Origin of the sequence: Paraglaciecola algarum, from assembly GCF_021532655.1 — a bacterium.
In the GTDB taxonomy this organism is placed as follows: domain Bacteria; phylum Pseudomonadota; class Gammaproteobacteria; order Enterobacterales; family Alteromonadaceae; genus Paraglaciecola; species Paraglaciecola algarum.
In genome coordinates, this window is record NZ_JAKGAS010000004.1 from 164459 (window position 1) to 188266 (window position 23808).

21 protein-coding genes and 1 pseudogene are annotated in these 23808 nt (G+C 39.1%); 7 read left to right on the plus strand and 15 right to left on the minus strand.

Annotation, left to right across the window (positions count from 1 at the left end):
* Positions 1-6 precede the first annotated feature (6 nt).
* Positions 7-741: a substrate-binding periplasmic protein gene (locus L0668_RS09045; RefSeq protein WP_235311932.1), complete on the minus strand. Its 735-nt coding sequence runs from the start codon at positions 739-741 to the stop codon at positions 7-9.
* Positions 742-756: 15 nt separating this feature from the next.
* Positions 757-1191: an NIPSNAP family protein gene (locus tag L0668_RS09050; RefSeq protein WP_235311933.1), complete on the minus strand. Its 435-nt coding sequence runs from the start codon at positions 1189-1191 to the stop codon at positions 757-759.
* Between the two features lie 158 nt (positions 1192-1349).
* Here L0668_RS09050 and L0668_RS09055 point away from each other — a divergent pair, with 158 nt between their 5' ends.
* Entirely contained in the window at positions 1350-2372 is a 1023-nt protein-coding gene (locus L0668_RS09055; protein WP_235311934.1) for a LacI family DNA-binding transcriptional regulator, read from the plus strand.
* A 111-nt stretch (positions 2373-2483) separates the two neighbouring features.
* Here the strand turns inward: L0668_RS09055 and L0668_RS09060 are convergent, their stop codons facing one another.
* A complete protein-coding gene (locus tag L0668_RS09060; RefSeq protein WP_235311935.1) occupies positions 2484-3851 on the minus strand; it encodes an MATE family efflux transporter in 1368 nt (455 codons plus the stop codon).
* 133 nt (positions 3852-3984) lie between these two features.
* Here L0668_RS09060 and L0668_RS09065 point away from each other — a divergent pair, with 133 nt between their 5' ends.
* Positions 3985-4338, plus strand: coding sequence for a RidA family protein (locus L0668_RS09065; protein ID WP_235312315.1), 354 nt, complete (start codon positions 3985-3987; stop codon positions 4336-4338).
* A 50-nt stretch (positions 4339-4388) separates the two neighbouring features.
* Here the strand turns inward: L0668_RS09065 and L0668_RS09070 are convergent.
* A pseudogene (locus L0668_RS09070) lies at positions 4389-4847 on the minus strand (lysoplasmalogenase); the annotation flags it as partial.
* 655 nt (positions 4848-5502) lie between these two features.
* Here L0668_RS09070 and srmB point away from each other — a divergent pair.
* From srmB to L0668_RS09100, 5 genes are all read left to right on the plus strand, one after another.
* Positions 5503-6762 (plus strand): ATP-dependent RNA helicase SrmB, encoded by a 1260-nt coding sequence (gene srmB, locus L0668_RS09080; RefSeq protein ID WP_235311940.1) that lies wholly within the window; start codon positions 5503-5505, stop codon positions 6760-6762.
* The gene (rdgB, locus tag L0668_RS09085) at positions 6762-7418 is read left to right on the plus strand and encodes an RdgB/HAM1 family non-canonical purine NTP pyrophosphatase (protein WP_235311942.1); all 657 of its coding nucleotides are present in this window, start codon (positions 6762-6764) and stop codon (positions 7416-7418) included. The genes srmB and rdgB overlap by 1 nt, the downstream gene beginning before the upstream one ends.
* Before the next feature lie 3 nt (positions 7419-7421).
* A complete protein-coding gene (hemW, locus tag L0668_RS09090; protein WP_235311944.1) occupies positions 7422-8615 on the plus strand; it encodes a radical SAM family heme chaperone HemW in 1194 nt (397 codons plus the stop codon).
* Positions 8616-8908: 293 nt separating this feature from the next.
* Entirely contained in the window at positions 8909-10063 is a 1155-nt protein-coding gene (locus L0668_RS09095) for a hypothetical protein (protein WP_235311945.1), read from the plus strand.
* Positions 10064-10240: 177 nt separating this feature from the next.
* On the plus strand, positions 10241-11374 hold the full coding sequence (locus L0668_RS09100; RefSeq protein ID WP_235311946.1) for an SMP-30/gluconolactonase/LRE family protein: 1134 nt from the start codon (positions 10241-10243) through the stop codon (positions 11372-11374).
* Between the two features lie 91 nt (positions 11375-11465).
* On the opposite strand, the gene L0668_RS09105 is transcribed toward L0668_RS09100, so the two are convergent.
* The 11 genes from L0668_RS09105 to L0668_RS09155 form a co-directional block, all read right to left on the minus strand.
* Complete coding sequence (locus L0668_RS09105) at positions 11466-12209, minus strand: DNA alkylation repair protein (RefSeq protein WP_235311947.1); 744 nt, start codon at positions 12207-12209, stop codon at positions 11466-11468.
* Positions 12210-12222: 13 nt separating this feature from the next.
* A complete protein-coding gene (locus tag L0668_RS09110; RefSeq protein WP_235311950.1) occupies positions 12223-13308 on the minus strand; it encodes a 6-phosphofructokinase in 1086 nt (361 codons plus the stop codon).
* A 180-nt stretch (positions 13309-13488) separates the two neighbouring features.
* On the minus strand, positions 13489-14265 hold the full coding sequence (locus L0668_RS09115) for a YggN family protein (protein ID WP_235311952.1): 777 nt from the start codon (positions 14263-14265) through the stop codon (positions 13489-13491).
* A gap of 99 nt (positions 14266-14364) precedes the next feature.
* Positions 14365-14871: an Lcl C-terminal domain-containing protein gene (locus L0668_RS09120; protein ID WP_235311954.1), complete on the minus strand. Its 507-nt coding sequence runs from the start codon at positions 14869-14871 to the stop codon at positions 14365-14367.
* Entirely contained in the window at positions 14868-16661 is a 1794-nt protein-coding gene (locus L0668_RS09125) for an Lcl C-terminal domain-containing protein (RefSeq protein ID WP_349815635.1), read from the minus strand. Before L0668_RS09125 ends, L0668_RS09120 begins: the two co-directional genes overlap by 4 nt.
* A gap of 139 nt (positions 16662-16800) precedes the next feature.
* The gene (prsR, locus tag L0668_RS09130) at positions 16801-18159 is read right to left on the minus strand and encodes a PEP-CTERM-box response regulator transcription factor (RefSeq protein WP_235311956.1); all 1359 of its coding nucleotides are present in this window, start codon (positions 18157-18159) and stop codon (positions 16801-16803) included.
* Positions 18160-18185: 26 nt separating this feature from the next.
* Entirely contained in the window at positions 18186-20204 is a 2019-nt protein-coding gene (gene prsK, locus L0668_RS09135) for an XrtA/PEP-CTERM system histidine kinase PrsK (RefSeq protein WP_235311958.1), read from the minus strand.
* A 39-nt stretch (positions 20205-20243) separates the two neighbouring features.
* Positions 20244-21368 (minus strand): beta-ketoacyl-ACP synthase III, encoded by a 1125-nt coding sequence (locus L0668_RS09140; protein ID WP_235311959.1) that lies wholly within the window; start codon positions 21366-21368, stop codon positions 20244-20246.
* A 154-nt stretch (positions 21369-21522) separates the two neighbouring features.
* A complete protein-coding gene (locus tag L0668_RS09145) occupies positions 21523-22476 on the minus strand; it encodes a hypothetical protein (protein ID WP_235311961.1) in 954 nt (317 codons plus the stop codon).
* Between the two features lie 13 nt (positions 22477-22489).
* Positions 22490-23212 carry a hypothetical protein gene (locus tag L0668_RS09150; protein WP_235311963.1) on the minus strand — a complete coding sequence of 241 codons (723 nt, stop codon included), beginning with the start codon at positions 23210-23212 and terminating at the stop codon, positions 22490-22492.
* Entirely contained in the window at positions 23205-23747 is a 543-nt protein-coding gene (locus L0668_RS09155) for an RNA polymerase sigma factor (protein ID WP_235311965.1), read from the minus strand. The genes L0668_RS09150 and L0668_RS09155 overlap by 8 nt, the downstream gene beginning before the upstream one ends.
* Positions 23748-23808 lie beyond the last annotated feature (61 nt).

The following is a 23808-nucleotide window of genomic DNA, read 5'->3' on the forward strand; positions in this document are numbered from 1 at the left end:
TCACCATTAAAAGTTATACTTATCCTTAAGCCGTGAATAATCAGTTGACGATAAAAATGTTTGCAGAGCTCGATTAAATGCTGCTACATATTTTATTTCCTTAAAGGCCACACGAAAATGATTAGTCGGAAATACCTGATGAAACTTTACTTTATCTAAAGCATTATTCCATTGTGTTTGCTCGAGATAATATTTAAAAATTTGTTTGTCCATAACTAATACTTCGACGCGATTACGTATCAACATTTCTGGTTGTTTTTTCTGCTCTAACATTTTGATAAATAGTGGGCTGGCATCAACTACCTTTGAAAATTCCTCTCCGAGTGCTTTTGCAGCTAATGGAAAACTTACAATAGAATAGCGAGCTAAGTCTGAAACTGTGTTGATATGAAAATTATTGTCGGCCAGTGAAATAGCCACATTCTGGTATTCAACATAAACATCTGAAAGCAAACTAGTGTCAAGGAACATACGATAATTAACACCCGTTAACGCATCTAATTGAAACTTTTCAAATAACCGATCCGCACTACCATTACCATAATCCATATAACGAAATTCAACCTGCTTGCCCATTAGTTGAAAAACATTTTCAAGAAGTTCTAACTCAAAGCCAGAATTAGTTTGTTGGATCACATAGGGAGGCTTATTAACACTTGTACCAATAATTATCTTTTCTGCACTAATTGCGCTAAAACAGCCGAATAGATGTAGGATACAAATCAGTAATCGATTTAACACTTAGCGCCTTTACTTCTATAATGCTGAAAAGTCGGTTGTTTGCATAAACACCACATCTATTTTCTCAACCAAAGGGCCATCGACGATAGAAGCTTTATAAGCTTTCACCCACTGGGGATCTTTAATAAATATTTGCCAATTTTTTTTGGCTTCAGCTTCACTTTTGTGTTCAAGAATATAAATTAAAGTATTCTTCGACCCTGGCTCCGAGGTTGGCACCCAATAAGCAATAGACTTCATACCAAGACGATTAAAAATACCATCGGTGTGATCACGAAAGCGAGATTTTAAAGCTTCGAGCTTTCCTTCATGAGCGTAATAGGTACGCATTTCATATACCTTGTTTGAGGTTTTATCTTCGCCATGATGCGCAGCATTTACTATAAGAGAGAAAACCCCAAACAGACTAGATAAAAGGTAAACGACAAATACTTTTTTTGAGTTAGTCAAAATATTATCCTTGTGAAAAAAAACTTAATCATCAGTGCTTTAAATACTACCCCAAAGTAAAATAATTACTACAATTTAACACCAGAATGCTGAACTTGTTTCCACCAAAGCATGAGTTGTGGTAGCATTTTTATCACTTCAATAAAGAGCTTAACTTTGTGAAAACCAAAGCAACTTCGTTAGACATAGCTTATCAAGCGGGAGTATCACAATCTACCGTCTCTAGAGCGTTACGTAATAGCCCTTTAGTCAATGAAGAAACCCGCAAAAAAGTGCAAGCTCTTGCTAAGGAACTAAATTACAAGGTAGATAAAAATGCCAGTAATTTACGCTCACAACACACAGGTACCCTAGCCTTATTATTATTTGAAGATCCCACTTCAGATGATTCAATGATTAACCCATTCTTTCTTTCAATGTTAGGTTGTATTACTCGTGCTGCAGCAAAAAATGGTTATGATCTACTCGTATCATTTCAACAACTTAGTGAAGATTGGCATGCTGACTATGAAGATGCATCAAAAGCAGATGGCTTAATTTTATTAGGCTACGGTGACTACGTAGACTATGAAGCGAAACTAAAACAACTATCCGAACAAGAAACACACTTTGTACGTTATGGCTCTATTGAAAAAGGTCAAACTGGGATCTCCTTTGGTTGTGATAATTTTAAAGGGGGTTACGACATGACCCAGCACTTAATTAAACAAGGTCATAAGTCCTTTGCTTTTTTAGGTGGTGCAGACGAACATTGCCCGGAGTTTTTTGAACGCTACAAAGGACATTGCCAAGCAGTAAAAGAAGTAAATTTAACTGTCAATCCAAACAACCAGATTGACGCTATTTCCACTGAAGGTTCTGGTTACGCAGCGGCAAATCAATTATTAGCCCAAAGCGAATTACCTGACGCGATATTTTGTGCTTCAGACATGATTGCAGTAGGCGCATTAACCGCTTTTCAAGATAAGAAAATTAAAGTGCCTGAACAAGTAGCATTAGCTGGATTTGATGATATTTCAGTGGCCCACCTAACGTCGCCAAAACTCACTACTATGCAGCAAAACACTAAACTAGCCGCCGATATTTTAGTCGAGTCTTTAATTAAAAAAATCCATAATCAAGAGATTGATTCAGGCCTAATTCCGGCTAAATTAATTGTTAGAGAATCTTGTAGTCGTTAATTAGTTAATCTGTCACAGTATGGCTAAGTATAGCTTATTGATAAGTTATACCATTCGGCCCACCATGCAGTAAGATTATATTAATACCAATTACACAGTTATCTATTGCCACTAAGTTTTAAACAAGCCAAATTTATAATTTGCAGACTGCTGCCTATGAAATAAAACTATAAAGGTTAATAACAAGCCTAAAACCTCTGCCACTGGCCCTGCGTACCATATACCCCATTCAGCAAATCCAAATGGCATAATAAACAACAAAGGCAATAAAAACGCATAGGTTTTAGCCATACTTAATAAACCAGCCCGCTTAGCATCGCCGATAGCTTGAAAATACATAGTGATAATTAACATAGGCCCTAAAATAAACAATGCCATGGTAGCTGCTGGTGATATGCGGCTGACCTCTTGAATAATGCCCAAATCATCCACAAATAAACCGCCAAGTTTATGATGATAAAAATAGATCACCAACTGCCAGCCTAGGCTATACACAAAAGCCGCACCTAGTGCGATTTTAATACTGGCATTCACTCGAGCATATTGCTTGGCACCAAGGTTATTCCCCACTATGGTTTGAAAACCTAGGCTTAAACCTAAAATAGGCAGATAAATAAAAGTCATTAGCCGGGTTAAAATGCCATACGCCCCAACGGTATCGGCGTAACTGCCCTGCCCCCAAATTTGTAAATTGTAAAATATCGCTCCTGAAGACAAAGCAAAACCTAGGTGAGTTAAACTAGACGGTGCTCCAATGGCTAAAAACTCTTTCCAATGTTTTCTAGACCGGCTGAAATGTAAAAACTTCAGTTCCACCAAACTCGACTTACGGCTTCTAAACCAGATGATCAACAGCATAGAGCATAGCTGGGCCAATATTGTGCCCAGAGCAGAACCTGCGACTCCCAACTCCATATGCACGATTAATACATAATTAAACAGCCCATTTAACAGCACAGACATTAAGGATGCGCTCGCCATAATCGGAATGTGGCCTTCACAGCGTAAACTATCACTGTTAATGGTCAGGACAAACATAAGAGGAGAGCCAATAATCATAATAAAAACATATAGATAACTCATCTGAGCTAAATGTATATCAGCATTATTTAGGGCTAAGGTTAATGGTTCACCAATGATAAAAAACAATAGGATCAAGACACCCGCTACTACCAAAGACAAAGTAATGGCTTGGGCAAACGCATCTTTAGCATCACTAACCTTTTGTGCACCTAATAATCTCGCCATCACACTGGAAAAGCCACTTGAGACTAAAGTCGACATGGCGATTAAAAAAATAAAAACCGGAAACATAGATGTCACTGCAACCAGCGCATTGGCTCCTACAAATGTCCCTAAAAAATAGGCATCCACTAAGGAAAAAGAGCCATTAACTAACATCATAAAAATAATAGGCGCTGCGGTTTTTAAAAACACGGCAGGTAATGAACCATGTAAAAATTTGTTATCGGTATTCACTGTTACTCGTTACTCCAAATAAATAACATGCTGTTGCTTCGCAAAATTATAAATAATGCCTTTTCCACAAGGACTGATTCTCATCCCTAATGATATCATTCAGTCAAATTCATTATTTAATAAAAATATTATTGTGACTGATATCCAACGTAAAGAAACCAAACCACGTATGAGCCGAATTGTGATCCATCAAGGTACTGTTTACCTGTGTGGCCAAGTAGCTGCTGATGCGAGCAAAGATATAACCGAACAAACTCAAACCATGTTAGACAAGGTTGATGGCTTATTAATTGATGCCGGAAGTGACAGAGAACATATATTGTCGGCTACTATTTACATTAAAGATATGGCCGACTTTAAAGCCATGAACCAAGTGTGGGATGACTGGGTACCCGCAGGCCATGCTCCAGCTAGAGCTTGCGTGCAAGCATCTATGGCAAGACCAGAATTGTTAGTTGAAATATCAGTGATAGCTGCACAAAAGTAACTTAAGATGCATTACAAAACGCCATAGATAAAATTTAGTCTTTGGCGTTTCTACTCTTTACTTTGTTTATTAACCCTTGGTTTAGTAAAGCCCTCAATTAACATCCATTGCGCTAAATAATATGTAACCATCACGCCATAACTGACATTAGGAATAGGCTGTAAGAACTTATCAAAAGCAATTAACGAATCAGATAGAATAAGTATTAATGCCTCTAAGACAGACCAATGAAGACTGTGGTTAGATTGAATGGCTGCAAATCCCATAAAGCCTATAGCAAGGATATAAGCTAAAACAGGTAACATAAAGCCGCCAAGTTCTGGCAATAACATCCACAACACACCAAGTAAATATACTAACAAAACAGCGCTTAACGGCCATCTATGACTAATCCCCTGCCAGTCTCGTAAAAATAAAAACCCATAACTAAGTTGAGCAAATAAAAACGCGGCAACGCCAAATATAAATTGATCAACATTTAGCAACAGATCCCCACAAGCACTGAAAAATAAAGCGACTAGGGGCTGTTGATCTTTGGTGTATCAATTTTGGTCAAACTAAACGCTTTTTAATCGCGGCGCTGGTTTAAAGCCGCTACTTACTTAGAAGCGGCGGACTAAGTCAAAAAGCAGCAACACAAAAAATATCAGGAATATTTTTGAACAGCTTTAGCTGGCCTGCTTGCAGGTGAGCGACATGGATGTTGCGAACAAAGAGTAAAAAGCGTTTAGGCAGAATCCTTCGGACAGCGTTTGTGCGGTATTTCTACTGCTTCATCACTCATTCAGGTAGAACAACTACATCACACTCGTGCTTCATTGTATAAATACCGCACAACTCGCTGCAAAAACATACACCAAAGATCAACAGCCCCTAAAAAAGTGTCGCTTAGGCGATTCGACTCGAATAGCTACCGCAATTGCTAAAGTGAGAATAGGTAATATTTTCAACAAGCCCGACAAAGGCAAATCTAAAGGTAAACTAGCTAGGTAACCAAAAGAAAAAACAGCAAAGGAAATTCGCGTGATTTTAGTCATAAATCAAATACAGTAATAAACATCAGCCAACCGTAATCTGTTTATATTATTTAAGCAATTAACCTGTAACTACTTTATAATCCACCCTCATTAAGTGAGTCCCAATTTAAAGCCTTAGGCAGTTTACATGTTCGAACAGTTAGAATTAGATGATGATTTGATCCACGCAGTGGTGGATATGGGTTATAAAACCCCCACAAGTATTCAATCACTGGTGATCCCAGAAGCCATGGCAGGTAAAGATATACTAGCTTCAGCTCCTACTGGTACAGGAAAAACCGCAGCGTTTTTATTACCTGCTTGCCAGTTTTTATTAGATTACCCAAGACGTCAACCGGGTGCCACGCGCATATTAATTTTAACGCCTACCCGAGAGTTAGCGTTACAAATTTTTGAACAAGCCAAAGCCCTGTGTAAATACTTACCTCATATTAACTGTGGCGTGATCACGGGTGGTATTAATTACGGTACAGATCGTGATTTATTAGAAAAAAACTTAGATATTTTAGTGGCTACCCCTGGGCGATTATTCGAACATATCGAAACAGAAAGTTTTGATTGCCGCGACATTGAGTGTTTAATTTTAGACGAAGCTGACCGTATGTTAGACATGGGTTTTTCAGCCATAGTGAATCAAATAGCTGGCGAAGCCAGATGGCGTAAACAAACTATGTTGTTTTCTGCCACTCTAGAAGGTTCAGGCATTGCGCGTTTTTCAGATGAATTGTTAAACGAACCTGTTGAGCTTGAAGCTGAGTCTAGTCGCAAAGAAAAAGGCGTGATCCACCAATGGATCCACCTAGCTGATAACGCCAATCATAAATTGGCCTTATTGATCCACATTCTGCAAAACCAAGTAGAAACCGCCATAGTGTTTGTGAAAACTCGCGAACGTCTCGCCACCTTAGTTGGCCAATTAAACTCAGCGGATATTCCTTGTGGTTGGTTACAAGGCGAAATGCCTCAAGATAAACGTAACGCCGCAATGGAGCGTTTTCGTACTGGCGAAGTAAAAATATTAGTGGCCACAGACGTAGCCGCTCGCGGTATTGACGTTGACAACATCAGCCATGTGATCAATTACGATATGCCACGCACCGCTGATGTGTACGTACACAGAATTGGCCGCACAGGCCGTGCGGGTAATAAAGGCACAGCCATTTCTTTAGTAGAAGCTCATGACATTGCCATAGTACCGAAAATCGAACGATACACAGAACAAGGGCTTAAACGTCGCGTGATCGCTGAACTTCGTCCACAAAATAAAGAAGCCAAGCCACCAACTAAGAAAAAAATCAGCACTAAAACCAAAAAAGCCGCGTTAAAGGCCAAAAGAACCGCTAGCGCCAAAAAGAAGAAGAAAAAAGGCAGAGGTAAAAAAGCCTAATGGCTGTTACTGAAAACTTGGAAAAAGTGGTACTGGCTACAGGCAACCAAGGCAAAGTAAAAGAGCTAGGGGCAATGTTGTCTGACTTGGGTATACAAGTGATTGCGCAAAGTGAGTTTGCAGTAAGTGAAGTAGCTGAAACAGGCACAACCTTTGTTGAAAATGCCATTATAAAAGCTCGTCATGCATCTCTTGCGACTGGCTTACCGGCCATTGCCGATGATTCTGGTTTAGCGGTAGATGCATTAGGTGGCGCACCTGGAGTCTACTCAGCACGATATTCCGAAGACACGACAATAGACGACAAGGCCACTGACCAAACTAATATCGATAAATTATTAGTTGAAATGGCAGATGTACCTGTAAACAAACGCCAAGCACGTTTTTTATGTGTGTTAGTCTTTATGCGCCATGCAGACGACCCAACCCCCATCATCTGCCAAGGTGAATGGCAGGGAGAAATCAGCACAAAACAGTTTGGTGAAAACGGTTTTGGTTATGATCCAGTATTTTGGGTAGCGGATAAAAACTGTAGTTCTGCACAACTTAGTCGCGAGCAAAAAAATGCCTTGAGTCACAGAGGCCAAGCCCTAATGCAACTAAAAGTAAAACTAAAAGCACAAATAGCTGATCAATTACAAAACATATCCGGTTAACTTTTGTCTTCAAAGCAACAATCAAATACTCAAACACAGTTAAAAACACCACCTCTGGCGTTATACATTCATATTCCTTGGTGTGTACAAAAATGTCCGTATTGTGACTTTAATTCTCATGGGCAAAAACAGCAGGTATTACCCGAATCTGAATACGTCAGTCACTTATTAGATGACCTAACGCAAGATAGTCACTTAGTTCACAATCGGCCAATTCATTCCATTTTTATTGGTGGCGGCACCCCTAGTTTGTTTTCAGCTGGTGCTATAAAAACCTTATTAGCTGGTGTCAAACAAAGAGTCAATTTAACTGATGATGCCGAAATTACCATGGAGGCCAACCCAGGTACTTTTGAGCGTCAAAAGTTTGCAGACTATGTCACAGCAGGTATCAATCGTTTATCGATAGGTGTACAAAGTTTTCAAACTGACAAACTGGCTAAACTTGGCCGTATCCATGACGACTGCCAAGCTAAAGCTGCGGCGGCTACAGCCCAGCAAATTGGCTTAAACAGTTTTAATTTAGACTTAATGCATGGCTTGCCAAATCAGTCATTGCAAGATGCACTGTTTGATTTGAAACAAGGCATACAACAAGCACCGCCCCACTTATCTTGGTATCAGTTAACCATAGAGCCGAATACCCAATTTCATTCCAAACCACCTAAATTACCCGAGGATGATTTGTTATGGGATATCCAAGAAAAAGGCGATGAGTTGTTGCGTGCTGCTGGATACGAGCAATACGAAATATCAGCTTATAGCCAGTCTGGCTTTCAATGCCAACACAACCTCAACTATTGGCGTTTTGGTGACTATTTAGGCATAGGTTGTGGCGCTCACGGTAAAATCACTCAGATTGACTCGATTGATAAAAACAAAAACCAAATTATCCGTACTGTCAAAGTCAAACACCCAAAAGGTTACATGGACTTAACACGCCCTTATTTAAGCGAGTCTAAAATAGTCGCCAAAGACGAATTACCCTTTGAGTTTTTTATGAACCGCTTTCGATTAGTAGAACCATGCCCTAAATCTGGTTACCAGGACTTTACCGGCTTAGAGTTAGATCCAAACACACTCGCTAATTTACAAACCGCCATATCAAAAGGTTTACTCGTAGAAACGTCAGAGCACTGGCAAGTCACCTCATTAGGTAGACGCTACCTAAATACCCTACTAGAAATGATGGTTTAGCTTGTACGAGTGTGATTACTAAGGGATTTTGTCGGTCTAATTACTAAGCGACTTTGTCATAATGTAGGTATCAGTCAGCATATATCCTTACTTTCTGAATGACTGATTTAGCGAAAAACGGACATTAGATGAATTAGTTTCTACTTGTCCACCCCCGTTATTATTTTTCAGTTCTTAGAAGTTAGTTAAATTTACTCTGTACAGAATGTGTACAGATAGCTAACATGCGAAATAATAAAATATATACTTCATTTATTTAAGCGCCTTTTTAAACATTCATTAGGGAAAATGTCATGTTCAAGTTCTTGTTTCTTTTTTTAGTATTATCAATATGTTCGACAAATCTTCGAGCTGAGCCTATCAACTATGAGTTTGGCTTTACTGCGGATGCTACCTTGCAACACACGTTTACTGATACTGAATTTCGTTTTGTGTTTGATGGTGATACCAATGAAATGATTGACCCTCAGTTTTATGGTTTTCTTACCGGCGTTGGTCCGTTAGGAACTCTAGAAGTGGCTGGGCAGAGTGTTGATATAGGAGAATGGGATCTAGGTGTTTATAACGGCGATATGAGTCTCAGTCCAATGTCAGGAAACGGTGGCTTAGGGCATGATTTATTTTTGGGAAGTTTGGTTGACTTTGATTTTCAACAAACCATCGACACCCGAGATGACTCATATCTATCGCCAAGCTTATCGCCGAACTTTACCAACAGTTTTTACAGTTCTCCATTGACTTCACTCAGTGATTTTGGTCTAGATTTCGATTTCGATATTAGTTTCGAGGATGATTCAATAAATAATATGTACTTTGCAACAGAGCGCCCAGCAGGTAATACAAATTCAGCCATACGTTATGAATTTGGCTTTACTGCAAATGCTACCTTGCAACACACGTTTACTGATACTGAATTTCGTTTTGTGTTTGATGGTGATACCAATGAAATGATTGACCCTCAGTTTTATGGTTTTCTTACCGGCGTTGGTCCGTTAGGAACTCTAGAAGTGGCTGGGCAGAGTGTTGATATAGGAGAATGGGATCTAGGTGTTTATAACGGCGATATGAGTCTCAGTCCAATGTCAGGAAACGGTGGCTTAGGGCATGATTTATTTCTTGGAAGTTTGGTTGACTTTGATCTTCAACAAACCATCGACACCCGAGATGGCTCATATCTATCGCCGAGTTTATCGCCGAACTTTACCAACAGTTTTTACAGTTCGCCAATGACATCAATCAGTGATTTTGGTCTAGGTTTCGATTTCGATCTTAGTTTCGAGGATGATTCAGTAAACAATATGTACTTTGCTTCTCATAAAGAACAAATAAAGGTGCCAAGTCCGCCTACCTTATTGTTGTTTATGGTTGGAATACTCTTTTTGTTCCGTACACAAACACACCAGCAAAGGTCAGAAATTGACATATCGCCGTCTGTTCGGTTTAGTTAAAACCTGCATCGACCAAATGTAGAATTAAGTCATAAATAATGCATCCAACTAAAGCCCCGCAGAATTACACATAAAAAATCAAAAATAATATTCAATAGTTTAATAATCATGCTATAAGGAGTAGAATTTGTTTTCTAAATAAATTTATTTCTTAAATAATAAGTGTGCTTAATAAAAATGAACATAAATATTAAAAATAGAATATTGCTCACATCACTTCTAGTAAGTCTGGTGGGGGTTAGTGGCTGCAATAAAGACAACCATCAAACTAAGCTCGAGAATATCGCACCAGAAAAAAGTGTATCTGCAAAAAACACTCCCCTAATCAATCAATACGATGGCAAAAAAATGTTGCCCGTGGGCAGTTCTATCGGGCACATAGAGTTTATATCCGACAAAGCTTACCAATTTTTAGATAAAGATCTCGAAATCAAAATTGAAGCCAATAATTTTAACTGGATGGAAGGCCCGCTTTGGGTAGATAAAGGTAAATTTTTACTATTTTCAGATGTGCCCCAAAATACGGTATATAAATTTAAGCCAGGTGAAGGCACTTCAGTTTATTTAACCCCGTCTGGGTCAAACAACTTTTATCCTGACGATTACATCAAGGGCTCTAATGGCCTGTTGTTAGATAAAGATGGCAAATTAATTGTGATGCAAGTAGGTGATCGACGAGTTGGCAGAATGACAGCTGATGTACTCAATCCCAAACCTGAATATGAAACTGTGCAATCCCACTACCAAGGTAAACGTTTTAATAGCCCAAATGATGTGGTGCTGCATAGCAGTGGCTCGATGTTTATTACTGATCCTCCTTATGGTTTAAAGAAAATGCTTACCGATCCCAAAAAAGAACTAGACTTCCAAGGCGTGTATCGCATCGATCCTGACGGCACTCCCACTTTATTAGACGACGAACTGACTTTTCCAAATGGTATTGGACTATCGCCAGACGAAAAAACACTTTATGTAGCTGTATCTGATGGGCGTAAACAATTCAATAACGCAGGTATTCATGCTTATGATCTAGATGAAAATGGTTTGGTCAGTAATAAACGTATGTTAGTGAATGGTACTCACCTAATAGACTTGCCAGGTGAACAAGGTAATTTTGACGGTATGGCTGTTCATTCGTCAGGTCTTATTTTTGCCACAGCACCTGGTGGTGTTTGGTTGTTAACCCCGGATGCTGAAGTATTAGCCAAAATTCGCACCACACAAAAGAACGGCAACTGTACCTTAACCGCTGACGAAAAAACCTTGTATATCGCTTCAGATGGCTACTTATTAAGCGTGGCGCTTAAATAACCTCAATAGTGAGTTGGCTAAAAAATCGGGGCAGAATAACATTTGTTATTCTGCCCGACTACTCTTCAGCTTCCGCCAATAACAATACAATTCACCGATAATCTCGCATAAACTGCTCTCTCGTGGGTTTAGGCACTTTTTCTAAAGCATATCGAATCGTCGCTCTAGGCATGGATTGATGATTCTTTTCGAGATAAAGCAACACATCGTCTTGATGATGCACTGCGGTTACTTTGAGTAACCAACCCACACTTTTTTGTACAAATTCGTCTTTATCCTCTAGTAATAAATCACAGTTTTTAAACACCAGTTTTTTATCGAGTTGATAGACAGTTTTGCCTATTTTGCGATGAATAAATTTAACCCAAGCCACGTTACTGGCACGCCTACACCATGACACGTCAGAATATGCCCACTTTTGAGTTTGCTCAATTAAGTGAGGCCGTGCCATTAAAAATTGAAATAAGGTTTTCATACACAAGTCGTCAACTAAAGCCCAGTTATTGGCGTAGTGTTCTAACCAAAACTTAAACCTATCTAATAAACTGTCGTCATAGTGTTTTTTAACAAACTTAGTGATAAGCCCGTATGCAAGCATGACTTCTTCACTATATTCAGCTTGTTTAAGTAATGCTTCGGTAATAGCTAACGCTTGCTCTGCACTAAGCGTGGCGTTCTCCAGATGAAACTGCTTAATAATGTGTTTGATATCAGCGGCATTGGCACCAATACAATTGATGCCATAGGGAAAATAGCGTTTTGCTGATTGGGCTTTTTCGGGCGTACTAACCTCAACTAGGTGCTGCTTTAGCTTTAATACGTGCTGAGTTGGCAAAGGTTAATATGCCTTATTTAAAATTGTCACCGACTACACCAAAACTCACACCTAAAGCTCGAGCGCTTATAAATGTTTGGTCGTCGGTGGTCACTAATCTAGTTTTATTAGCGACTTTTTCTAAGGGTAAACTGGTCATTTGATTATTTTGTATCACAGCCACTAATCCAAATTTATTTTGTGCCACTAGTGATGCGGCATAACAGCCTAAATTCGTTGCAAAAACACGATCAAAAGACGAAGGGCTACCTCCCCTTTGAATATGCCCTAAAGTGGTGGCCCGAATTTCAGCATCAAGTTTAACCGCCAGCTGTTGTTTAAGTGCCTCGGCAATGCCGCCTAACCTAAGTGGATCATGGCTAGTACATACTCGCTCGCGCACAGTTAACTCGCCGTTTTTAGGCTTTGCGCCTTCGGCCACTACTAAAATAGAATAATGTTTCTCGCACATGCGTTTTTCACAGGCTCGTGCGACCTCATCTATATCATAGGGAAATTCAGGTAACAGGATGACATCAGCGCCACCAGCCATGCCGCCATGCAAAGCAATCCAACCAGCATATCGCCCCATAGTTTCTAGGATCATTAATCTTTTATGGGATTGGCCGGTAGTTTGCAATCTGTCTAAGGCATCAGTCACCACTGTGGTTGCAGTGTCAAAACCAAAAGTACGGTCGGTGCCCCATAAATCATTGTCTATGGTTTTTGGCACACCCACTATGTTCATACCTAGTTTTGAAAGTAAATGACTCACAGATAAAGAACCGTCTCCACCTATTACCACAAGAGCATGTAAATCCAGTTTGTGGTAATACTCTACAACTGATGCAGAGACATCTTGACCATTATAATTAAATGGATTGGCGTTGTTACAGGTGCCTAGAATTGTGCCACCAGAAGATAAGATCCCACTGCAATCTTGATAAGTAAGGGGAGTCGCTCTTTGCTCGATCAAGCCTAGAAATCCATCTTTGATGCCAATAATAGTGGCTTCTTGATTCAGCATTAAACTTTTAGCAACTGAACGAATCACTGCATTTAACCCTGAACAATCACCACCAGAGGTTAATATTCCAACACGTAAACCTGATTTACTCACTAAAATATTCCTATTATCAATTAGTCTGACCTGAGGATAGTTGGTACTGGGTAAATTTCAAAGTTTGTTTTCAATCAATAGCTTATACCATTTTAGGTAAATAAGTAGTCTCTCAGAATGCGCCTTGTTTAAGCCCTTTTAAACTCTCGCTGAACAATCAATTATTTACCTAGAATGGTATTATGGCTGCCACTCACTGCCTGTAGATAATACGTCGTAAGGTTTTAGCGCTGCTATTGAAGATTTTAATTCTTCTTCAATAGCGTCTAATTCGCGGAATTTATTACAAAACCATTTAGCTTTGTGTTTTAACATCTCCGCTTTGGGGCCAATGGATTGTTCGATGTTTTCACCAACACTTTCAAGTTGGTTAGCTATGGCTTGTATTTTATCTTCGGTGCTTTTTTCGTTAGCGACTAAACCACCAATTGCTGACAACACACCACCCACTGAAGTACTAATAGCTTGTTCTATTTGTTCTTCTAGCTCTTGGTCAACTAACTCATCCACTTGTTCCAAGCGCCCTGGGCCCATATAAAAGTTGTCATTAGCACGGATAAATTTTTCTTTGACACTGGTTTTTACCCGCTTTAAAGATTTTTGTAATTCATCCTGGCTTTCTTGATCTTTAACTAGGCCTCCATATACTTTTTCAATGGTTTCAACCGCTAATTCCACCCCTTCATTTGCCAGTAAAACCATTTTAGGTACCACCTTATGAATGCCTAATGACAACTGACTCAACTTATACTCTTGCTCTTGATCTAACTCTATCCAATTGCCTTGCACAAATAACTGTTTGCTGCCATTTACTTGATAAACCGTGCGCCCACCTTTACCTAACACACGTATTTGTTCTGGGCTAACCACTACACCATAGTTAAGTGACACATCACATTGTGAGCCAGCTAAAACCGATGTGCTAACAAATACTAAAAACAGCAGTGCAATGCGCATGACACCTCAAAGATGTGATTTATATAAAAAGATAAGCCAAGTGTGCCGTCAATTACAAATAAATCAATAAAGGATCAGTTAAGACCTGCAAAACATAAGTTAATCTGCCGTTCTGACTAAACGGGTGAAAACAAATAGATTCTTATCTTTAATAGAATTGCTGCTATTAAAAAACGCAATAACCCAAGCTCTTTGGGGATCAACCACAGAGGGTGTGGATGTCCAAAAATCGTCAGACGGTGTATTCGGGAAAAATATTTCATTAATTGCCGGACGTACACAATGGCGCTCAGTTAAGCTGGATAACTCTTTTACATTTGGTACACGCCAACCGGATTTATCGGCGTAAACCAAGCCATGTGCCTCTTTAAGCGCTTGTTGCCAAGTTAGTTCACTGGCATCGCCAACACAAGCTTGATTATCAGCATCCCAAGTTTGACCCAAACTACAACGCATCCAGGTTAATCCTAAAACAGCATTGGTTGCTGTACCATCACCATTATCAATAAATTCTTCTGCATGAATTTCTGTATCGAAATCCGATAAACAAGTTTGACTGATTGCAGCGAAAGACCAAATTAAACTCAATATACAAAAATATCTCATCGCCCTGCCCTTACTAAGCGTATATTTGCCGCGGTAAATTTATTTAAAAAATTATCGTTACCGGTCGCAAAATCAATTGCCCAAGCGTTATGCGCGCCATTAGTTGCAATACCATCTGCACTCGAATCTTGGGTCCAATACCAAACAGGCGGAGTTAACATGTCTGTGGTATAGGGAAAATAGGTTTGATCAATTAAGGGGGCTGTTTGTTGGCCAAAATGTACAATAGACAACAACTCTTCGTGTGTAGGTAAGCGCCAATCTCTGAAATTACATAAACCTTGTGTATTTACCTCTGCCACATATTCAGTGGTGTTACACAGAGCTAAACCACAACTAGCAACCGTACCGCTAACATCCCCGTCAAACTCTCCGTTATTTGCATCTTGATACCAGGTATAAGTATGATCATTGCTGTATAAGTTTGCTGAAATCGCTGCTGATTTCACCTCCCAAATCAAGCCGGTAATATTATCACGCACACAACTCCAGTCTTGGGAAGGATCATCAACTTCATCTCCTACATCATCAAGCTTAGTAAAGTCGAATCCCTGCTCTCCCCGACCGGCTTTAGCCGACATATTATTAGCATGAATAACATCTTGCCCTCTTTGGCCATCTTGTCCTGGGTAATCGCCTACATGACTGCGATTGGTTAATACTTGTGTATTCGACGCCTGTTGATAAACCCCAGTATCATTAATGGGTTGTAACGGCAGTGGTTTAACTGTCACAGTTAAATTATCTTCAACCTGATTGCCCAATAAATCACGTACTTGCAAAGTGAATGTTATTTGTTCTTCCTGTAAAACCTGTGGCGCGATGGCATAAGTTTGTAAACTGGTGTCATTACTGATAACTGGAGAGGTGTCTGAGTCATTTAACCATAACGAGCTAAGCGGGTTAGACGAGCTGACATTTGTCGAGGCTTGGCCATATAAGTTTATCGATTCACCAGAAAATACTTCATGATCCACCCCGGCTTTTACTTTAGGTAGAGTTTGACTGGCACTTTGGATCAACAAATCCACACTTTCAGTATGCTCAGCACCTTCTTGGTCGGTCACGGTTAAAGCAATAGTGATAGTATTTTCATCAATTAAAATAGGGGTGGTAAACAACAAGTTGTCACCTTGGGTACTAATGCCTGACAAAACAGGCTCTCCGGCTATTTGTTGCCATGAGTATCCAGCGATTGGGACTGTATTTGCCGTAGCATCCGGGTCTAAACTACGACTAGCGTCTAGTATAATAGTTTCTCCTGCAGGAAACTGATTAATGGCTAAACCAGTAAATTGAGGAACACTTATTACAGCTATAGGTAAAGTATTAATTGGCGCTACAGTATAAACCACTTGATCTGTACCGCGGTTTCCATCTGCGTCAATAACCACTGCTGTAAAGGTATAAACTAGTGATTCGGACGTGGTTGGAGCGATAGCCGTGGCTACACCATTACTAGTGTCGGCATGAGTAATCGTTAAATTAGGTGTCACAGTCCATCGGTAGGTTAAACTACTTGATTGCCCAGAAGCTTGGGCATTAAGTGTAATAACTGACTCTTCATTTACGGTTTTATCTGGGCCTGCATTTACTAATACTTTGTCCTGCACTTGATCGGTATCACTCTCCAACGAGCCGCCAGAACAAGCCACAATCAATAAACTGAATAGGCCAAGGATAGTAAAAGTGCTAGGAAAAGTATTTTTAATAATCTTCATAATTGGGTAAGCGAAACCAAGTACGGTTAATAAATATAAAGTTTGGTATGCACTAACTATACCAAGCACTTGATACCACAATTAAAAGGATATAATTCTCAACGGCAAGTTTAAAAATCAAATCAGCCTATAGCAAATCCATCAAATAAAAAAAGCCAAATATAACGATTTGGGTTAGTTTAAATAACAAAACATAAAACTTTTAAGATTACACTCCAGTTTTGATGTCGTCCAAATGATACTTATCAATTAGGGCATATAAGGTAGGTCGAGTGACACCTAACAATTCAGCTGTTTTTGACATGTTCTTCTCCGATACCAAGTAAGCATTACGTATGGCACGACTTTCTGCATGCTCTCTGACTTCACGTAAGTTTAATGTGGTCAAAGATGGTTCTGCGTCTTTCACCATCAAACTCAGATCATCTGCTTGGATCTGGTTTCCTTCAGCCATGATCACCGCTGATTTAAGCTTATTTTGTAGTTCTCGAATGTTGCCTGGCCATTTATGTTGTTGCATGGCCAAAATTGCTGAATCGCTGAAGCCCTTTATCTTAGTTTTAAATTCTTCGTTGTATTGCGCTAAAAAGGTTTTCGCTAACAAAATCACGTCATTATCACGTTCACGCAAGGGCGGGATCATAATACTAATTTCACCCACACGGTAAAACAAATCTTCACGAAAGGTTTCGTCAGCAACCATAGCCGACACATCTCTGTGTGTTGCACAAATGACCCGAATATCGACAGGGATTTCATTACGCCCGCCTACTCGCTCAATCACCCGCTCTTGCAAAAAGCGCAACATTTTAGCTTGCAAGCCAATAGGCATATCGCCAATTTCATCTAAAAATAAGGTACCATTTTGAGCGGATTCAATTTTACCTGGCGTGGTTTTATTCGCGCCGGTAAAGGCTCCTTTTTCATATCCAAATAATTCACTTTCTAATAAATTTTCAGGAATAGAAGCACAGTTAATTGCCACAAAAGGTTTATCTTTACGCAAGCTATGTTCGTGAATACTGCGAGCGAATACTTCTTTACCGGTTCCACTTTCCCCCAATAATAAAGTACTAATATCGGTTTGCGCTATACGTTCTGCTTTTCGACTGGCGACTAAAATACCTTCACTTTGGCCTAAGATCCGATCCATAGATGGCGCAACAGCTGCTAAATGGCGGTTTTCCTTTTCTAGATCAAATAAGTTAATGGCACGACTAACTAAAATTTGGATGGTGTCTGAGTCAATGGGTTTTTGATAAAAGTCATAGGCACCTAAATTAATGGCTTTTAAGGCATTTTTTTTATCATTGTTTCCGGTTACCACTATTACTTTGGTTTGTGGTGCTAAGGCTAAAATTTCTTCCAGAGTCGCTAAACCTTCACTGGCATTGGTGGGATCCGGTGGCAACCCTAAATCTAAGGTAACCACTTTAGGTTCATGCCGCCTTAACTGAGCGATAGTTGATGCTCTATCCTCTGCAAAAATGACTTCATAACCAGTAAAACTCCATTTAAGCTGCTTTTGAATGCCTAAATCGTCATCCACGACTAAAATCTTATCCATTTAAAAAACCTTTTTTATTCTTAATTTTAATTTGTGGGAATACGTAATGTAAAAGTACTGCCAACATTCAATTCACTCTCGACCAGTAGCTGCCCACCAATTTTTTCCATATAAGCTTTGGCATCATAGGCCCCAATGCCCATGCCTGCATTACCCTTTGTGGTATCAAAAGGTTTAAACAGTCGAGTACGAATAAAGTCTTCACTCATACCCGTACCATTATCCTGTATTTTGACCAGGACAAACTTCTCATCAATGGTTTTTTCGATGGAAATATTCACACTACCATCATCATTTGTAGCTTGTTGAGCGTTGCTCACTAAGTGATAAATAACATTACTAAATTTATCTACCTCTAATACTACCGGCATTTCATCTAACACTTCAATACTTGGCTTAGGTAAGTATGAAGCACATCTTTGTTCAACAACCTGAGTAATACATTTGGATGCGTTAACTAAAGAATCAGTACCTTGAGGAGCGACATTTTTTTCAGTCAATTGCCTTAACATTTTATCCATACGTGCTTTAGTATGATGCAAGGTTTCAAAGGTATCTGCAATAAATTCAGGGTTATCTTTATGTTGTTCAGCGTTACATAAAATCAAATCTATTTGTGCTAAGACATTTTTTAAGTCGTGCACCACAAAAGCCGACATTCGAGTAAAAGCTGAAAACTGTGCATTTTCCGCAAGTTCCTGAGCGGCTTGATGATGGAAAATGAAATTCGAAATTTGCGCAGTCACTACGGTTAAATAATCTCTTAATTCCCAATTAAGCTTTTTATTGGTGTTATCATCACCTTGCATAGTCACCATGCCCCAAAACACTTCTTCTTTGTAGATGGGAATAACTAACTGGAAACATACGTCATTTAGCAAAGCATGGTTTACCTTTAAGCCTTCATACATAAAAGGTTTAACGCGCAACTCGTCAACGTCTATGATCCAATTTTTATCTTGAAAAAAGTCGCAGAATTCAAACAACACTTTTTGTTCATTTGAACTAACCTCTGATTTATCTATGTGTGCTAACAGCTCTAGTGTGCCATTGTTTAATTTAATAAATTGACCTGTTTTATATTCAAAAGCCTGAATAAAACCTTTTAATCCGGTGGCGTAAACATTATTGCTTACATCACCTTCATCTAAACAAGTGGTTAACTTCAACCATTCCTGACGATAGTCAAATTGATTAGCAAAAAAATGCTTAGTAATAAAAACCTTTATTTTGGTTCTAAAACTTAAAGATAAAAATAAAGTGGCCAACAAGGTTAGTGACAATGCTACTAAGACAATCTGAATGGCAGTGCTCCATTCACCGCCTAAATATTGCACCACGTAGCCCATCAGAGCCATCACCAGCAAATAAACACCTGCCACCATAAGCAAGGTGCTATGCATGACAACTTCTCGTGAGATATAAATTTCGACACCCCAAGTTTTCACTCGGCGAATGGCTAAAATTAAAAAAGGAATAAAGGCAGTGTAAACATATCCTCTAGCGATAATATAACTAGGGTGGATGTACTCCACCATCAAGGCATTAGTGAATGTAACAAATTCAAAAATACTGGTCGCAGCCAAATACAAAATCAAGGGTTTAAATGCCCAAGCGTTTTCACCAGACTGGCGGTAGATGACTTCTAATAACACCAAGACTTCTAGGGCAATAATAGTCTGAATTAAAAACTGCAATTGCCTGTCATGCACACCGATAGCCAATAACACTAGACCAACTATAGGTAGGGCTAATATTAGCCAAGTATCTAGTCTGGCTAATACATCGACAATCGTTTTGAAATGTCCTTTTAAACATGAAGCTAAAAATAACAACCAAAACACATTTTTAATATTATCGAATAATAATAGTTTCTCTATGGACATAGAGGACATAAAAAAAGGCGCGACAGCCCACAAACAAGTAGCGCCCGTTGCAAATATTAATAAATACTTCGCTAACCCTGCTTTACGTACAGTACATAACAATAACAATAAGAACGTATAACCTATCGCACATATTGCATAACCAATAGTAGTGATCATAATAAAGCCCTTTGATTTATCCCTTTTTTATCTGAGGGCCTAAATTTTTCTTAACACTAAACTGCCAATAGAATAACCTGCACCAAAAGAACATAACAAACCATGTTCCCCTTGTCGCATATCTTGATGATACAAATTAAATGCGATAATCGATCCGGCAGACGCTGTATTAGCGTATGTATCGAGCACAATTGGAGCCTCTTGTTTCGACGCCTCACGGCCTAATAACTTGCGGGTAATTAAGGTATTCATATTAATGTTAGCCTGGTGCAACCACCAGCGACTAACATCACTGGAACTTAATTGATGACGAGTTAAGTGCTCTTCAATATGCTCGACCGCCATAGGGCACACTTCTTTAAACACTTTACGTCCAGCTTGATGAAATAATTTATCTGCGGCAAATGGATCAGAATCATTTGCACGACTCACGTAACCAAAATTTGAGCGAATATTATTTGAGTATTGAGTCACGGCTTTGGTACTGAGTATTTCAAAAGCATGTTCTGACCTTACCGATTCTTTGTTTTCAACCACCATAGCAGTGGCCACATCGCCAAAAATAAAGTGACTGTCACGATCACAATAATTAACTTGCGGAGAAGTAAGCTCAGGGTTCACCACTAATACAGATTTAGCGGTACCTGCGGCAACCATTTCATATGCTCTATGCAGGGCAAAGGTTGCGGCAGAACAGGCCACTAACATATCAAAAGCAAAACCTTTAATGCCCAGCGCACCTTGCACTTCAATTGCAATAGCCGGATAAGAACGCTGTGTATAAGCACATGCCACTATCACCACATCAATATCATCAGCCGTTTTATTGGCAGATTGCAACGCTGATTTAGCCGCATAAATGGCCATTTCAGCTTGATCAGATAAACTATCGTCAGCCCGCGGGGGAATATTCGGACGCATTCTATTGGTATCTAGAATGCCGTCTTTGATGTAGGTATAACGGCTTTTAATTCCCGACGCCTTTTCAATAAATTCGGCACTCGACATTGGTTTGGCTAATATTTCACCACTACCAATTTGGGTTTTGTTATCAAAATTAAATTGCTCAGCATAGGCATTATAAGCCGTTACCAACTCTTGATTTGAAACGCTATAACTTGGGGTCCATAACCCCGAACCACTAATGACTACTGCAGATGACATACTAAGCTTTACTCTATTCAATCTAAACCATCTCTAGAGTATCGGTTTGTCCACTAAATGTCATTTTGTAAAAAACAAAAAAGTCAGCATATTATTAACTTAGGTAAATAATTTTCTGACTTTAAATTTGCATCATGTGCTTTTGGTAAAAACACTAGAACAAATAAGTATTGGTTTTACTCAATAATTCATTTTGATCAAGTTTGCCAGTAACACATTCCAATACATCTTGTTGATTAAATACGTAAACCTTATCATGAGTTTGAAAAGTACTATCATCGTCTGCTTGCATAAAATCAGATAACACAAAGGATATGTTTTCATTTTCTGGTAAGCTTTTAAATCCAGCACCATAACGACACAGTACCTTACCTACTTTTTCTTCAAATAAAGCTAACGACTGGCTGTATATTTTATTTTTAGCTGCTTGGCGTTTAGCCAGTTCTTTTTTATATTCACTGGTCATTTCCAGCTTATATTCTTTTAATTCTTCGGTTTTTTTAGCTAATTTCTCTACCTTTTTATCTAACTTAGCTAATTCTTCAGTAATCTCTTTACGACTTTCATTATCCGTACTCCGCTTTTGAAAATCTAAGTCGCGGCGCGCACGTTCTACCTCTCTTTTTTGCCAAGCAAGCTCTCTTTCTTGTTCTGCGATTTCACGTATTCTGTCTTGGGAATCTTCTACATAATCATCGTCACGCCCCATATAAGACTTTACCATTCTTTCAATTTCGCCTTCATTAATATCAATCTCTATATGATTTTCAGAATCATGGAAGACTTTAGGTACCGCAGGAGTATTAGGTATTTGACTCAATATGCCCCCTAAATCCAGACCAAAAAAGTGTCCTCTATGGCGCCCTGTATCAATATTAAATACTACTCCTTGCCCAGCCAAATAGGTGGCTGCATCAGCTCTAAATTGGATATTACTGGCATCATTACGTTGCTTAAGTGTGGCCTGCAGAATATTCAACATTATGCTGACTTCTTCTCTAATTTCAGCAATATCCTGCTTGCCTTGGCTAGCTTTAGCTTGCAAAGGTGCAATAAATAAACAACCAACAGCTAATGCAACACAGGCTTTTTTTACGAATTTATTCATGGGTGTACCTCTATTATTTAATATTGCCAACACTCAATGGTTCGGGTGTGGCATAAATATCTTGTTGTAATTTATTAAGTTGACGGGCATAAAAATTTTGATCATCACTACGCTGTTCATTCACATATTTTATTAACTCAGCAAAATCTTCACGTCTCTCTTGGCGACTTGCAGTTAATAAATACTCGGTCAATTGAGTGCTGGTATCTAATTGCTGCTGCTGCATAGACAAAGCATATTCATTCAATACTTGCTGCTGATGGTTGGTATATTCAGCTAACTTACTCGCTACCAAACGATCAATTTCTTGCATATTGGTTTGATTAGACAAACTCACTGCCATCGCTCCATCTTTAACCTTGATGTTTACTCCTGTGAGTACCATTACCACGGCAAATACAGACATAGCTAAAGACAAACTAGGTAAACCCTGCCACTGCCACCATTTAGGCTTTTCTGTTTGAGTAAAACTTGCTGCCCGATCCCAGTTAGGAACAGCGCTATCCTGATATGAATTAGCCTGCATATTCAAAACATTGGCCGTTTCTACTTGTTGTGAGAAACTCAAGTCAGAAATACATCTTTGTTCAAATTCTTGCCTTTGTTTTTCGTTCAGGTCATCATCCAACCACAATCCGAGTAAGGTCTCATTGCTAACATCATTACTTTCGCCATTACTCATTTCAGAGTTATTTGGGGGACTCTTCTCGGGGTTTGCTAATTTAGAATTAGGCATATTCAACCTCCATTAAAATTTTCAACTTATCTAAGGCAACATATAAACGGGATTTAGCCGTGTTCACAGAAGTTCCCATTTGGTGAGCAATTTCTTCAAAAGTAAATTGTCCAAAAAACTTCAACTCAACCACTGACTTTTGGGCTAAAGGCAATTGCTGCATTGCCACAATCAATTGTTTGTTTTCTTGAGCTGTACTGAGGTTTTCATCAACACTAGGATTGGCACACACCAGCTCAGGTTCATCTTCTAAACCTTGCATGGGTCTTTTTCGACGATAAAACTCAATACAACGAAAATGTGCGATACGGAATAACCAACTCCTAAAACTCCCATCACTTCTAAAGCTTGCTAAATTTCGAAACACCGAAATAAACACTTCTTGCATTAAATCAAGGGCATCTTCATTTTTGCCCGTCATACGCATGCCATAGTTATATATTTGTTTTTCGTATCGTTTAAGCAGATCTAACCAAGCTTTTTTATTGCCCTGCAATGCTTTTACAATTAGCTGTTCATCGCTTTTTTCAAACACTGCTTAAAAATTCCTAATTAAATAATACTTAGTAGCTAAGTCGAAGCTTGGTTAAAAATAG

Coding starts and splice junctions, on each gene's coding strand:
- srmB (WP_235311940.1), top strand. CDS start 5,503: ATGTTCGAACAGTTAGAATTAGATGATGATTTGATCCACGCAGTGGTG.
- rdgB (WP_235311942.1), top strand. CDS start 6,762: ATGGCTGTTACTGAAAACTTGGAAAAAGTGGTACTGGCTACAGGCAAC.
- L0668_RS09095 (WP_235311945.1), top strand. CDS start 8,909: ATGTTCAAGTTCTTGTTTCTTTTTTTAGTATTATCAATATGTTCGACA.
- L0668_RS09100 (WP_235311946.1), top strand. CDS start 10,241: ATGAACATAAATATTAAAAATAGAATATTGCTCACATCACTTCTAGTA.
- L0668_RS09115 (WP_235311952.1), bottom strand. CDS start 14,265: ATGCGCATTGCACTGCTGTTTTTAGTATTTGTTAGCACATCGGTTTTA.
- L0668_RS09120 (WP_235311954.1), bottom strand. CDS start 14,871: ATGAGATATTTTTGTATATTGAGTTTAATTTGGTCTTTCGCTGCAATC.
- prsR (WP_235311956.1), bottom strand. CDS start 18,159: ATGGATAAGATTTTAGTCGTGGATGACGATTTAGGCATTCAAAAGCAG.
- prsK (WP_235311958.1), bottom strand. CDS start 20,204: ATGATCACTACTATTGGTTATGCAATATGTGCGATAGGTTATACGTTC.
- L0668_RS09140 (WP_235311959.1), bottom strand. CDS start 21,368: ATGTCATCTGCAGTAGTCATTAGTGGTTCGGGGTTATGGACCCCAAGT.
- L0668_RS09145 (WP_235311961.1), bottom strand. CDS start 22,476: ATGAATAAATTCGTAAAAAAAGCCTGTGTTGCATTAGCTGTTGGTTGT.
- L0668_RS09150 (WP_235311963.1), bottom strand. CDS start 23,212: ATGCCTAATTCTAAATTAGCAAACCCCGAGAAGAGTCCCCCAAATAAC.